A 13,067-nucleotide genomic window follows, 5' to 3' on the forward strand; every position below is an offset into this window, starting at 1 on the left:
TTAATCCTACAGTTGCCAAGCGGGAGGGCGTTTATCAAAAAAGGCACTTAGCCCTTCTTGGCCTTCGTCCGATACACGAATTTTTGCAATACGTTCGGCCGTGAGCTCAATAAGTTCATCGTTAATTGGCTTATTTGCTACATCATTTATTAATGATTTAGCGGCTTTTACAGCTACAGGGCCGTTATCGATTAATGTTTGCAGCATGTTATCAAGTGCACAATCTAAATTGCCGGTTACCTGATGAACCAAACCAAGTTGTTTTGCTGTGTGGGCATCAAACACCTCGGCGGTTAAAAAGTAGCGGCGCGCAGCGCGCTCACCAATTGCTTTAATTACATAGGGGCTAATTACCGCAGGGGTAAGTCCTAATTTTACTTCACTTAAGCAAAACTGGGCGTCATCTTTACTTAGGGCAATATCGCAACATGCAATTAAGCCCAGAGCGCCGCCAAACGCAGCGCCTTGTACAGCACATATGGTTGGATGAGGGGAGGTCGCTAACACCTGCATTAATTTAGCGAGCTGCATAGAGTCGGCAAGGTTATCGGCGTAATTGTTATCAGCCATTGATTTCATCCAGGCTAAATCGGCACCTGCAGAAAAATGCTTTCCTTCAGTTTTTAAAACCAAAGCGCGAATATCGAGCGTATTTGCATGCTCTATGCACTGAATTAGCTCGTGTATTACTTCACTATTAAATGCGTTACGTTTTTCAACTCGGCTTAAAACAAGTACAGCCACATTAGATTTTGTTATTTGTAGTGTTACTGACATTTTTCGCTCCGGTTACATTCTAAATACGCCAAACTTAGAGTCTTGCTCTGGTGCATTTTTAGCTGCACTTAAGGCAAGGCCTAATACGTTACGAGTATCGGCAGGGTCAATAATGCCATCGTCCCACAAGCGCGCGCTTGCGTAATACGGATGGCCTTGCTCTTCGTATTGATCAATAATTGGCTTTTTAAAATCGCTAACTTCTTGCTCGCTCATGCTATGGCCTTTACGTGCTAAACCATCTTGCTTAACTTGAGCCATTACACCTGCGGCTTGCTCACCGCCCATTACTGAAATACGGGCATTGGGCCACATCCACATCATGGTTGGTTCAAATGCGCGGCCACACATACCGTAGTTACCAGCGCCGTAAGAGCCACCAATTAGCACCGTAAATTTTGGCACATCGGCACACGAAACCGCCATCACCATTTTAGCGCCGTGCTTTGCTATGCCTTCAGCTTCGTACTTTTTACCCACCATAAAGCCGGTAATATTTTGTAAAAACACTAAAGGAATATTGCGCTGTGCACATAGTTGAATAAAGTGCGCGCCTTTTTGCGCTGACTCACTAAATAAAATGCCGTTATTAGCCACTATGCCAACAGGGTTACCATAAATGCTGGCAAAACCGGTGACGAGCGTTTCACCAAAGTAACGTTTAAATTCATCAAACGATGAGTCGTCCACTGTGCGCGCTATTACTTCACGTACATCAAACGGCTTTTTAAGATCGGTGCCTACAATGCCATAAAGCTCGTTTATATCGTAACGTGGCGGTTTAACATCCTCTAAAAGAGGGGCTGTAGGGCGCGTGTAATTAATACGCTCAATACATTGGCGCGCAATAGACAGCGCATGCTCGTCATTTTCTGCAAAGTGGTCAGCCACCCCCGATGTTTTACAATGCACATCCGCACCGCCTAATTCTTCAGCGCTTACTACTTCACCTGTGGCTGCTTTTACAAGTGGCGGGCCTGCTAAAAATATAGTGCCTTGCTCTTTTACAATTATGCTTTCATCGGCCATTGCGGGTACGTAGGCGCCACCTGCGGTACACAAACCCATTACCACAGCAATTTGAGGAATTCCTTTACCCGACATACGGGCTTGGTTGTAAAAAATACGCCCAAAATGCAATTTATCAGGAAATACATCGTCTTGCTCAGGTAGGTTAGCACCGCCCGAATCAACTAAATAAATACATGGTAAGTGGCAGCGCTCAGCGATATCTTGCGCGCGTAAATGCTTTTTAACGGTAAGCGGAAAGTACGTACCGCCCTTTACCGTGGCATCGTTTGCAATAATCATGCATTCAATGCCTTTAACTCGGCCAATACCGGCAACTACACCCGCACAGGCAATTTCTTGCTCGTACACACCAAAGGCTGCAAATTGCGAAATTTCTAAAAACGGTGATCCTTCATCTAATAAAGTACTAATGCGGTCGCGTACAAATAATTTACCTCGGCCTTCGTGACGCTCCTTTAAAGCAGCGCCGCCGCCCAAGCTAATGGTGGCCACTTTGCTTTGTAAATCATCAACTAAAGACGCCATGTTTTTGTGATTTTGCACAAAAGTAGGGTCGTGTGGATTAACGCTCGATTTTAATATCGTCATAATTTAATCCTTAACGGCTTTCGGTGAATAGTTCGCGGCCAATTAGCATGCGGCGAATTTCTGATGTACCAGCGCCAATTTCGTATAATTTGGCATCACGTAGTAAGCGCCCTGTGGCGTATTCGTTTATGTAGCCGTTACCACCTAAAATTTGAATGGCATCTAGCGCCATTTTGGTGGCAAGTTCAGCGGCATATAAAATAGCACCAGCGGCATCTTTACGAGTGGTTTCGCCGCGGTCACACGCTTTTGCAACAGTATAAACGTATGAGCGCGCTGCGTTCATTTGCGTATACATGTCGGCTACTTTGCCTTGAATTAACTGAAATTGACCAATAGGGGTGTCAAACTGTTTACGCTCATGAATATACGGCACAACTATATCCATACATGCTTGCATTATGCCAAGGGGGCCTGCAGCAAGTACCACTCGTTCGTAATCTAGGCCGCTCATAAGTACTTTAACGCCTTCGTTTAAGTTACCTAAAATGTTCTCTTCGGGTACTTCGCAGTTTTCAAACACCAGTTCACAGGTGTTAGAGCCACGCATGCCAAGCTTGTCGAGCTTTTGCGCGGTAGAGAACCCAGCAAAGCTGCTTTCTACAATAAAAGCGGTAATTCCTTTAGCGCCGGCTTCTAAATCTGTTTTTGCGTAAATAACAAATGTATGTGCGTCGGGGCCATTGGTGATCCACATTTTATTACCATTTAAAATGTACTTATCACCTTTTTTCTCGGCTTTAAGTTTCATAGATACCACGTCAGAGCCTGCGTTTGGCTCGCTCATGGCAAGGGCACCAATGTGTTCGCCGCTAATAAGCTTTGGTAGGTATTTTTCTTTTTGTGCTTGGTTACCGTTACGGTTAATTTGATTTACACACAAGTTTGAATGCGCACCATAACTTAAGCCAATTGAGGCACTAGCTCGGCTAATTTCTTCCATGGCTATTACATGCTCTAAGTAACCTAAGCCTGCACCGCCAAAGTCTTCAGATACGGTCATGCCTAGTACACCCATTTCGCCCATTTGCGGCCAAAGCTGATTAGGAAACGCGTTATCTATATCGGTTTGTTCAGCCAGTGGCGCTATTTCTTGGCTTGCAAAGCTATTTACGTGGTCGCGGATCATATCGGCGGTTTCGCCAAGGCCAAAGTTCATCTCTTTATAAAGTGAAATAGTGCTCATGATTCATTCCTGTGTGTGTTGTCAGTGTGTTTTTATTATTAAAATAGGCTACTCGTCTATTTTATTGAGTGTGTCTCTGCAGCGGCGCTCCGCTGTCACTAATTCCATAAGCACAACTTTTATGTCGTCCATTTGCTGAGAAAGGTCGGCCTTTTTCTCTGCTATTAAGTCGAGCATAGTCACCAGCTGTTTAGCGCTTGATTTATCAGCGTCGTACAGTTCAAACAGACGGCCTGTTTCAGCAAGCGTAAAGCCTAAGCGTTTACCGCGTAGTATAAGTTTTAAGCGAACTTTGTCGCGTTTTGAATAAATACGGGTTTGGCCATTGCGCTCTGGGCTTACTAAGCCTTGGTCTTCGTAAAAACGAATAGAGCGGGTAGTAATATCAAACTCTTTAGCTAAATCGCTAATGCTAAAGGTTTGTTCGTTACTGCCAGGTATGTTGGCTGAACTTGCAAAGTTTGTTTGGTTATCTGGTTTCATAGTTGTGTTTACCTCATTCGAATAACTCCAATATAAGTGAAGTTTACGTAAAGGTAAAGCTCGGTGTGGTATGAAACTATTTATAAAGGAGTGTTGGCGTGAAATGTTAAATTTAATTATTAATATTCAGTGGCTTATTTTTATTTATGTTGATTAACCGTACTACTGGAAAATAAACCTTACACTTTTAAAACTAAAAATTAAGCGTTTTTTAGTTGACGTTAGCGTAAACGTTAGTATTGTGTATGGGTATTAAATAATAAATGAATACTAAATTAATAGAGCAAATATTCTAACAACTATTTGCATAAAAATACAACGGAGTTAGTTATGACTTTAGAATCAGTGGTAATTGTAGCAGCTAAGCGTACGCCTATGGGCGGCTTTATGGGCGCATTAACCGATGCACAATCTACCGAGCTTGGCGCTACCGCCATTGCAAGTGCACTTGCACAAACTGGTTTAGCTAATGATGCAATAGATGAAGTAATTATGGGCTGTGTATTGCCAGCGGGCCTTGGCCAAGCGCCAGCACGCCAAGCAATGTTAAAAGCAGGCCTTGCTCTGGGCACGGGTGCTACCACCATTAATAAAGTATGTGGCTCTGGTTTAAAAGCCGCCATGCTCGCAAACGACTTAATTAAAGCGGGCTCAATTAGCAGTGCAATTGCTGGCGGCATGGAAAGCATGAGTAACGCACCGTATTTTATACCTAAAGCACGTGGCGGTATGCGTATGGGCCACGGCGAAATTAAAGATCATATGATGAGCGATGGCCTAGAAGATGCTTACGATAACAAAGCAATGGGCTGTTTTGCACAAGATACTGCCGATGAGTACGGCATTGGCCGTGAGCAAATGGATGAGTTTGCACTGGGCTCGTTAAGTAAAGCCAATGCGGCAATTGAAAACGGCAGCTTTGAAAACGAAATTGCGCCGCACACCATAAAAACCCACAAGGGCGATGTAACCGTATCGGTTGATGAGCAGCCCGGTAATGCCCGCCCAGAAAAAATACCAAGCCTGCGTGCTGCCTTTAAAAAAGACGGCACCATCACTGCGGCTAATTCATCGTCAATTTCTGATGGTGGCGCAGCGCTTATATTAATGAGCGAATCAAAAGCAAAAGAGCAAGGCTTAGCACCGCTTTGTAAAATTGTAGCGCACAGTACGCACTCTCAAAAACCAAGCGAATTTACAGTAGCACCTGTGGGCGCTATGAACAGTGTGCTTGAAAAAGCAGGCTGGACAACTGCTGATGTTGACCTGTGGGAAATTAACGAAGCCTTTGCCATGGTTACCATGCTTGCTATTAACGAATTAAAACTTGATGAGAGCAAAGTAAACGTAAACGGTGGGGCGTGTGCTCTTGGCCACCCAATTGGTGCCAGCGGCGCGAGAATTTTAGTCACGCTTATTCACGCACTTAAAAACCGTGGCCTTAAAAAAGGAATTGCGTCTTTATGTATTGGCGGCGGCGAAGCTGTAGCCATGGCTGTAGAGGCTTACTAACAAAGCAGTTAATTAACTAACAGCAACTAAAATGCACCGTACTCATACTAATAACAAAACGGTGTCATTTTTTAAAAGAACACACTAACAACAGGATTTACCCATGCACCAAGTTCCACTACTTATAAATGGCGAATTTGTTCAGTCGGCTTCAAACGAGCTTATTGATGTAATTAACCCAGCAAACCAAGAAGTACTTGCGCAAGTTCCATGCACTACCGACTCAGAAATGGATGCAGCTATTGCCTCGGCCTCAGAAACATTTAAAACATGGAAAGATGTGCCCATTACCGAGCGTGCTCGCATTATGATGAAATACGCGGCGCTGTTAAAAGAGCACCACGATGAGCTTGCGACCATTATTTGCCATGAACTAGGTAAAACGTTTGAAGATGCAAAAGGCGATGTATGGCGCGGTATTGAAGTAGTAGAACAAGCTGCAAATGCACCATCATTAATGATGGGCGAAACAATGGAAAACGTTGCCCGTAAAATCGATACCTATTCTTACATGCAGCCCCTTGGCGTATGTGCAGGCATTACGCCGTTTAACTTTCCGGCGATGATCCCACTTTGGATGTTTCCGCTAGCTATTGTATGTGGTAACACCTTTATTTTAAAACCCTCTGAGCAAGACCCACTCACACCAATGCGTTTAGCTGAGCTATTTATTGAAGCCGGCGCACCAAAAGGCGTATTGCAAGTGGTTCATGGTACAAAACCGCAAGTAGACCGCTTATTAGAAGACAAAGCCGTACGTGCAATTTCGTTTGTGGGTTCGTGTGCTGTAGGTGCATATATTTATTCTAAAGGCACACAAAACCTTAAGCGCGTGCAAGCGTGTGTGGGTGCTAAAAATCACATGGTTATTATGCCAGATGCGAGTAAATCGCACGTGGTAAATAACCTAGTTGGCGCATCGGTTGGTGCTGCCGGTCAGCGCTGTATGGGTATTTCGGTGTCTGTGTTTGTAGGGCAAGCAAGTGAGTGGGTAGATGAAATAAAAGCAGGCTTTGAAAACGTACGCCCAGGCGTGTGGGATGACAAAGACGCAGCCTACGGCCCACAAACATCAAAAGCCGCAAAAGAGCGTATTTTATCGCTTATAGCAAGCGGTAAAGAGCAAGGCGCCACCTGTTTAATTGATGGCTCAAACTACACAGTAGAGGGCTACGAGCAAGGTAACTGGGTTGGCCCAACTCTATTTACCGATGTGACAAAAGAAATGGACTTATACAAAGAAGAAATCTTTGGCCCTGTGCTTGCCTGTATGTTTGTAGATACGCTTGATGAGGCAATTGCCCTTATTAACGAAAGCCCGTACGGCAACGGTACCTCGTTATTTACCTCAAGTGGCGCTGTGGCTCGTAAATTTCAACACGAAATTGAAGTAGGCCAAGTGGGTATTAATGTGCCTATTCCGGTGCCGCTGCCGTTTTTCTCGTTTACGGGCTGGAAAGGCTCGTTTTACGGCGATACACACACTTATGGTAAGCAAGGTATACGTTTTTACACAGAAACTAAAACCATTACCTCACGTTGGTTTGAAGACGACATCGCTTCAGGTCCAAACATGAGCATTAACTTAAAATAAACACACTCAAAAATAATAAAGAAGGGCGCAAAGGCTAAACCCGCTGACAAGCAACTAGAACACACACATCAGCCTTTGCCGCTCTTCACTCATTTACCCTAATGGGACACACTAACAACACAATTAAAGAGGTCTACCATGGACTTTAACTTATCAGAAGATCAACAAGCCTTTGCAGAAACTGCACGCCAATTTGCAGAATCAGAACTTGCTCCACATGCAGCAAAGTGGGATCGCGAGCATATTTTTCCTAAAAATACGATTAAAGCGGCGGGCGAGCTTGGCTTTTGCGGTTTATACACGCCAGAGGAAGCCGGCGGCCTTGGTTTATCACGCTTAGATTCAAGCATTATATTTGAGCAGCTTGCTATGGGCTGTACAGCTACAACGGCCATGCTAACTATTCATAATATGGCCACGTGGATGGTAGCAAGTTTTGGTACAGATGCAGTTAAAGATGCATACGTAGAGCAACTAGTAATGGGCAAGCTACTTGCCTCTTATTGTTTAACTGAGCCAGGGGCGGGCTCAGATGCAGCATCACTAAAAACAAAAGCTGTGCTTGAAGGTGATGAGTACGTTATTAACGGCTCAAAAATGTTTATATCGGGCGCGGGCGAAACTGAAGTTTTAGTGGTAATGGCACGTACCGGTGGCGAAGGCGCTGCGGGTATTTCGGCATTTGTAGTCCCTGCAGACGCACAAGGCGTTGAATACGGTAAAGCAGAAGAAAAAATGGGTTGGAACGCACAACCAACACGCTTAATTAGTTTTGAAGATGTGCGTATTCCGGCGCATAACTTATTAGGTAAAGAGGGTGAAGGCTTTAAATTTGCCATGCAAGGCCTAGATGGCGGGCGCATTAATATTGCCACATGCTCAATTGGTACAGCACAAGCTGCGCTAAACACGGCAAAAGAGTACTTAAAAGAGCGCACTCAATTTGGTAAACCCTTGGCTGCGTTTCAGGCTTTGCAGTTTAAAATTGCAGATATGAACACCGAACTTGTAGCTGCACGCCAAATGGTAAGGCTTGCGGCATTTAAACTTGATACCGGCGATAGTGAAAAAACTACCTACTGCGCCATGGCTAAACGTTTTGCCACCGATGTTGGCTTTAACGTGTGTAACGAGGCACTGCAAGTACATGGTGGTTACGGTTACATAAAAGAATACCCGCTTGAGCGCCATGTACGTGATGTACGCGTTCATCAAATTTTAGAAGGCACTAACGAAATTATGCGTGTAATTATAGCGCGCCGTATTTTAGCCGAGTCTGCAAGCGACGTTTTATAAGGAGCAAGTTATGTCACAATCTAACCCGAGTATTGAACTGACTACCGAAGGCCATGTTGCTATTTTAACTATGTCTAACCCACCAGCTAATACCTGGACAAAAGACACCTTAATTGATTTAAAAAACAAAGTTAACGAGCTTAATAGCAACAAAAACATTTATGCCTTAGTGCTTACTGGCGAAGGCGAGAAGTTTTTTAGCGCCGGTGCCGATTTAAACGTATTTGCTAGTGGCGATAAAGGCGTTGCCGCTGATATGTCGCGTGTATTTGGTGAAGCCTTTGAAGCACTCACTAATTTTACAGGGGTGTCGGTTGCGGCCATTAACGGTTATGCCATGGGCGGCGGACTAGAAGTAGCGCTTGCATGTGATATACGCATAGCAGAAGAGCAAGCACAAATGGCACTGCCAGAGGCAAAAGTGGGTTTATTACCGTGCGCGGGTGGCACGCAAAATTTAGCATGGCTTGTAGGTGAAGGCTGGGCAAAACGCATGATTTTATGTGGCGAGCGCTTAAAAGCCGATAAAGCCTTACAAATTGGCTTAGTAGAAGAAGTAGTCCCACAAGGCGAAAGCTTTTCAGCGGCGTTAAAACTTGCGAACCAAGTAAGCGAACAAAGCCCAAGCTCGGTAGCTGCATGTAAAACGCTTATACAAAAAGGCCGCCACCAACCTATGGCAAGCATATTACCACTTGAGCGTGAATTGTTTGTTGGGCTGTTTGATACACAAGATCAACAAGAGGGCGTTAATGCCTTTTTAGAAAAACGCCGCGCTAATTGGGTAAATGGCTAATGAGTAATTTAACGTTATTAAATAATGCCGACGACCCCGTGCTATTTGAAACGGCAAGTGCAGCAAATGGCAGCTTAATTGGGCTTATTACACTCAACGTACCTAAAGCATTAAACGCCCTTAATTTTGACATGATCAAATTACTCGAGCCGCAATTGCGCGCTTGGCAAAGCGATGATGCAATCGCAATGGTTATTTTAAAAGGCGCAGGGGATAAAGCATTTTGCGCTGGTGGCGATGTAGTTAGCCTTCATCATGCAATGGCGCAAGGAAAACCAACAAGCTTAGTGGAAGACTTTTTTACCCTAGAGTACCAGCTGGACTACCTTATTCATTGCTACGAAAAACCACTTTTAGTATGGGGGCACGGCATAGTAATGGGGGGCGGTTTAGGCCTAATGGCCGGTGCTAGCCACCGCGTAGTAACCGAAACATCGCGCATTGCTATGCCAGAGCAAACCATAGGCTTATACCCAGATGTAGGCGGTAGTTACTTTTTACATAAAATGCCACAAAGTGTCGGGCTATTTTTAGGGCTAACATCGGCCTCTATTAATTGTGAAGATGCACGCTTTGTATCGCTTGCCGATCACTTTATCGACAGCACTAAATATGATGCCATGCTAGCGCAAATTTTAGCGGCTAAGTGGGGCAAAACCGCAAGCTTAAATCATGAGCGTTTGACTAAATTATTAACCGATTTAGATAACCAATCTGCGCGTATGCCCAAAGGCAATATTAAAGCTAACTTAGCAACCATTCAAAAATTAGCTGAATTTAATACGCTACAAGAACAAGTTGATTATCTTTTAGGCCTAGCTACTGACGATAAATGGCTGCAACGCGCCCAAAAATCACTTAAGCATGGTTGCCCACTAAGTTGCGCGCTAGTAAGTGAGCAGCTAAAAGCCAGTAAAGGCAAAAGCTTACTAGCGTGTTTTAAAATGGAGCTGGGTATGTCCGTACGCGCTGGCGAAGTAGGTGAATTTCAAGAAGGCGTAAGAGCACTATTAATAGATAAAGACGGCGCGCCTAATTGGCAATACAAAACACTGAATGATGTACCACAAGCAATAATAGAGAGCTTTTTTGCTAACCGTTTTGGCGAAAATCACCCACTCAATAGCTTAGACACCCCAACACACACATAAAGGAAAGACGATGACTAAACTCAATATTGGTTTTATCGGCTTAGGTAATATGGGCGGCCCTATGGCGGCTAATTTAATTAAAGCCGGCCATAATGTTACAGCATTTGATTTAAACCAGTCGGTCTTAAATGAACTTACAAGTAAAGGCGCACACGCAGCTGAAAATGCAAATGCATGTGCAACCAATGCCGATATACTTATTAGTATGTTACCTGCGGGCAAACATGTTAAATCGCTTTATTTAGGCAATAACGATGATAGCGGCTTAATTAATGTGCTTAGCAAAAACACCTTAGTGATAGATTGCTCAACAATAGATGCAGAGTCGGCCCGTGTGGTTGGCAGCGCACTTGGCGAGCAGGGTATTAGCTTTGTAGATGCACCGGTATCGGGCGGTGTTGCTGGGGCAACCGCAGGCACGCTTACGTTTATTGTAGGTGGTAGTAAAGCCGCGTTTAATACCGCACAACCTGTGCTTAATGATATGGGTAAAAACATATTTCATGCAGGTGATATTGGCGCAGGACAAGTTGCAAAAATATGCAACAACATGCTTCTCAGTATTTTAATGGCAGGCACGAGCGAAGCCCTGCAAATGGGTATTAATAATGGGCTAGATGCAAAAGTACTCAGCGACATTATGACTGCAAGCTCTGGCCGTAACTGGACCCTTGAACTTTACAACCCATGCCCAGGCGTAATGGATACAGCCCCTGCAAGTAACGATTACAAACCGGGCTTTATGGTCGATTTAATGGCTAAAGATTTAGGGCTTGCCATGGAAGCCGCGCAGCAAAGTAATTCTTCAACCCCAATGGGGTCAATGGCTAAAAATTTATACACTATGCTACAGCACCAAGGTGCTGGCAGTGATGATTTTAGCGCCATTTTTAAACTGTTTTCTAAGTAGGAGTAAGGCGTGGAAATTAAAAATAACACGGTAGTAATAACCGGTGGCGCACAAGGCTTAGGCTTTGCAATGGCGCAAAAATTTGCCCTTATGGGCGCTAACATCGCACTTATAGATATGGCGCAAGAGTTATTAAACAACGCATGCGAGAAACTAACACAGCTTGAAGGTGTATCTGGCACTATTAAAGGCTACGCCTCAAACGTAACTGTTGAGAGCGAAGTAGAAAACGTATTTAATACCATTAATAGCGATTTTGGCCACATTGGTGTGCTTATAAACAACGCCGGTATTTTACGCGACGGCATGTTTATAAAAGCTAAAGACGGCAAAGTGGTTAAAAAAATGTCCCTTGAGCAATTTCAATCAGTAATTGATGTAAATCTCACTGGCGTATTTTTAGCAGGGCGTGAAGCTGCAAGCCACATGATTGAATCAGGCAAAGGCGGCGTTATAGTCAATATGTCGAGCGTAGCGCGAGCAGGTAACATAGGCCAAACAAACTACGCGGCATCAAAAGCAGGCGTAGTAGCACTTACCACCACGTGGGCTAAAGAGCTTGGCCGCTTTGGTATACGCGTAGGCGCTATTGCACCAGGTGTAATAAGTACCGCCATGACCGACGCCATGAAACCCGAAGCCAGACAACGTATGCTTGCAGTAACACCCGTAGGGCGTTTAGGCGAAAGCGACGAAATTGCCCATACAGCACAGTACATAATCGAAAACGACTTTTTCACCGGTCGCGTGGTTGAAATAGACGGCGGTATTCGTTTGTAAACCGAACTGGGTTAAAATTGATTTAAAAAGCATGGCGCTTGTGGGCTGTGCTTTTTTGTTTTAAAAAATGCCTAATAAGAGTGGCTTTTGAATCACCTCTTTAAATAATAAGCTCAACCTCATTATCTCCCATTGTTGTTGGGTGCCTCATAGAGTTAAATCGAATAAACGAAGCTATCCAGTATAAATACGCTTTAATGGTACTTTTATCATAACGCTTTAGATACATTTGTTCGGCTATCATAGTTAAAAAAGGTGATTTCATGATATGAATCTCTAGCAAAATTTAACTGTATATATAGACAGTGTGTATTGTTTTGTCCAGTATTACTGATCTCCACCATTTCGGTGTATTTGTGCATTGATTAAAAAATATTTTCCAGTTAACTAATTGTTTACAGGTGTTTATTTGATGGTTAAGATAAATGCACTGTAATATATGGACATTTGTCGGTTTATAAAACGACAAATGTCGTAGACAAAATTGTTATGTGCTTGGAGTTAGTATTGGTCAAAATAGTAGAAGAACTAATTGTTAGCGGGAAATGGCTCTATGATGAAGCTGTAGATATGGAGGCTCATATTATTAAAACTAATTTCAAGCCTGGTTCTGGCGACCACGAAGATGAACCTGTCGTTAGAGAGGATCGTTTTGGTGAGTTTTATGGTCTTCATATTGGCGCATACTCAAATACTTCTACTTTTCAGGGAGGAGCATATTCGTCAATTGAAGAAGCACAAAAATATGCGTCAACGGTGTGTCCATCACTAGTATGGAACAAGCGTGAGCCTCGCACATAACGCCCAGCTCAATCCGACCTCCACTGCGTTGCTCGTTTTGTGCTTTTCCGCTACGCTCGCACAAAACAATCAACTCCGTTCCGGCGGCTTAGCTGGGCGTTGGTATGACTCCCACTGTCAAGTTAAACGCACTGATCCCTGCCTAACTTTTTTAAGCCATA

General features: G+C 44.0%; 13 protein-coding genes. 8 read left to right on the forward strand and 5 right to left on the reverse strand.

The annotated features are described in order from the left end of the window. Positions 1–6: 6 nt before the first annotated feature. Genes ALFOR1_RS07815 through ALFOR1_RS07830 form a run of 4 tightly spaced genes read right to left on the reverse strand, consistent with a single transcriptional unit; the run spans position 7 to position 4,066 of the window. Entirely contained in the window at positions 7–777 is a 771-nt protein-coding gene (locus ALFOR1_RS07815; RefSeq protein WP_104642602.1) for an enoyl-CoA hydratase/isomerase family protein, read from the reverse strand. Between the two features lie 12 nt (positions 778–789). Next, positions 790–2,397, reverse strand: a complete 1,608-nt coding sequence (locus tag ALFOR1_RS07820) for a carboxyl transferase domain-containing protein (protein ID WP_104642603.1) — start codon at positions 2,395–2,397, stop codon at positions 790–792. 10 nt (positions 2,398–2,407) lie between these two features. Further along, complete coding sequence (locus ALFOR1_RS07825) at positions 2,408–3,583, reverse strand: isovaleryl-CoA dehydrogenase (protein WP_058549146.1); 1,176 nt, start codon at positions 3,581–3,583, stop codon at positions 2,408–2,410. 48 nt (positions 3,584–3,631) lie between these two features. Next, entirely contained in the window at positions 3,632–4,066 is a 435-nt protein-coding gene (locus ALFOR1_RS07830) for a MerR family transcriptional regulator (protein WP_104642604.1), read from the reverse strand. 330 nt (positions 4,067–4,396) lie between these two features. Here ALFOR1_RS07830 and ALFOR1_RS07835 point away from each other — a divergent pair, with 330 nt between their 5' ends. The 7 genes from ALFOR1_RS07835 to ALFOR1_RS07865 all read left to right on the forward strand — a co-directional run bounded on the left by ALFOR1_RS07835 (position 4,397) and on the right by ALFOR1_RS07865 (position 12,105). After that, positions 4,397–5,578, forward strand: a complete 1,182-nt coding sequence (locus tag ALFOR1_RS07835) for a thiolase family protein (RefSeq protein ID WP_104642605.1) — start codon at positions 4,397–4,399, stop codon at positions 5,576–5,578. Positions 5,579–5,681: 103 nt separating this feature from the next. Beyond that, positions 5,682–7,172 carry a CoA-acylating methylmalonate-semialdehyde dehydrogenase gene (locus tag ALFOR1_RS07840; protein ID WP_104642606.1) on the forward strand — a complete coding sequence of 497 codons (1,491 nt, stop codon included), beginning with the start codon at positions 5,682–5,684 and terminating at the stop codon, positions 7,170–7,172. Positions 7,173–7,310: 138 nt separating this feature from the next. Continuing rightward, positions 7,311–8,468, forward strand: coding sequence for an acyl-CoA dehydrogenase family protein (locus tag ALFOR1_RS07845; RefSeq protein ID WP_104642607.1), 1,158 nt, complete (start codon positions 7,311–7,313; stop codon positions 8,466–8,468). Between the two features lie 10 nt (positions 8,469–8,478). After that, complete coding sequence (locus tag ALFOR1_RS07850; protein WP_104642608.1) at positions 8,479–9,264, forward strand: enoyl-CoA hydratase; 786 nt, start codon at positions 8,479–8,481, stop codon at positions 9,262–9,264. Next, a complete protein-coding gene (locus ALFOR1_RS07855) occupies positions 9,264–10,415 on the forward strand; it encodes an enoyl-CoA hydratase/isomerase family protein (RefSeq protein WP_104642609.1) in 1,152 nt (383 codons plus the stop codon). Before ALFOR1_RS07850 ends, ALFOR1_RS07855 begins: the two co-directional genes overlap by 1 nt. A gap of 10 nt (positions 10,416–10,425) precedes the next feature. After that, the gene (mmsB, locus tag ALFOR1_RS07860) at positions 10,426–11,325 is read left to right on the forward strand and encodes a 3-hydroxyisobutyrate dehydrogenase (protein WP_104642610.1); all 900 of its coding nucleotides are present in this window, start codon (positions 10,426–10,428) and stop codon (positions 11,323–11,325) included. A gap of 9 nt (positions 11,326–11,334) precedes the next feature. Beyond that, complete coding sequence (locus ALFOR1_RS07865; protein ID WP_104642611.1) at positions 11,335–12,105, forward strand: SDR family oxidoreductase; 771 nt, start codon at positions 11,335–11,337, stop codon at positions 12,103–12,105. A gap of 100 nt (positions 12,106–12,205) precedes the next feature. Here ALFOR1_RS07865 and ALFOR1_RS20475 read toward each other — a convergent pair whose 3' ends face one another. Continuing rightward, entirely contained in the window at positions 12,206–12,370 is a 165-nt protein-coding gene (locus ALFOR1_RS20475; RefSeq protein ID WP_227006931.1) for a phage integrase N-terminal SAM-like domain-containing protein, read from the reverse strand. A gap of 305 nt (positions 12,371–12,675) precedes the next feature. On the opposite strand from ALFOR1_RS20475, the gene ALFOR1_RS07875 reads away from it, so the two are divergent. After that, entirely contained in the window at positions 12,676–12,906 is a 231-nt protein-coding gene (locus tag ALFOR1_RS07875; protein WP_131692412.1) for a hypothetical protein, read from the forward strand. Positions 12,907–13,067: the final 161 nt, after the last annotated feature.

The sequence above is a fragment of the Pseudoalteromonas carrageenovora IAM 12662 genome, from assembly GCF_900239935.1.
Classification (GTDB): domain Bacteria; phylum Pseudomonadota; class Gammaproteobacteria; order Enterobacterales; family Alteromonadaceae; genus Pseudoalteromonas; species Pseudoalteromonas carrageenovora.

Coding starts and splice junctions, on each gene's coding strand:
- ALFOR1_RS07815 (WP_104642602.1), bottom strand. CDS start 777: ATGTCAGTAACACTACAAATAACAAAATCTAATGTGGCTGTACTTGTT.
- ALFOR1_RS07820 (WP_104642603.1), bottom strand. CDS start 2,397: ATGACGATATTAAAATCGAGCGTTAATCCACACGACCCTACTTTTGTG.
- ALFOR1_RS07825 (WP_058549146.1), bottom strand. CDS start 3,583: ATGAGCACTATTTCACTTTATAAAGAGATGAACTTTGGCCTTGGCGAA.
- ALFOR1_RS07830 (WP_104642604.1), bottom strand. CDS start 4,066: ATGAAACCAGATAACCAAACAAACTTTGCAAGTTCAGCCAACATACCT.
- ALFOR1_RS07835 (WP_104642605.1), top strand. CDS start 4,397: ATGACTTTAGAATCAGTGGTAATTGTAGCAGCTAAGCGTACGCCTATG.
- ALFOR1_RS07840 (WP_104642606.1), top strand. CDS start 5,682: ATGCACCAAGTTCCACTACTTATAAATGGCGAATTTGTTCAGTCGGCT.
- ALFOR1_RS07845 (WP_104642607.1), top strand. CDS start 7,311: ATGGACTTTAACTTATCAGAAGATCAACAAGCCTTTGCAGAAACTGCA.
- ALFOR1_RS07850 (WP_104642608.1), top strand. CDS start 8,479: ATGTCACAATCTAACCCGAGTATTGAACTGACTACCGAAGGCCATGTT.
- ALFOR1_RS07855 (WP_104642609.1), top strand. CDS start 9,264: ATGAGTAATTTAACGTTATTAAATAATGCCGACGACCCCGTGCTATTT.
- mmsB (WP_104642610.1), top strand. CDS start 10,426: ATGACTAAACTCAATATTGGTTTTATCGGCTTAGGTAATATGGGCGGC.
- ALFOR1_RS20475 (WP_227006931.1), bottom strand. CDS start 12,370: ATGAAATCACCTTTTTTAACTATGATAGCCGAACAAATGTATCTAAAG.
- ALFOR1_RS07875 (WP_131692412.1), top strand. CDS start 12,676: ATGGAGGCTCATATTATTAAAACTAATTTCAAGCCTGGTTCTGGCGAC.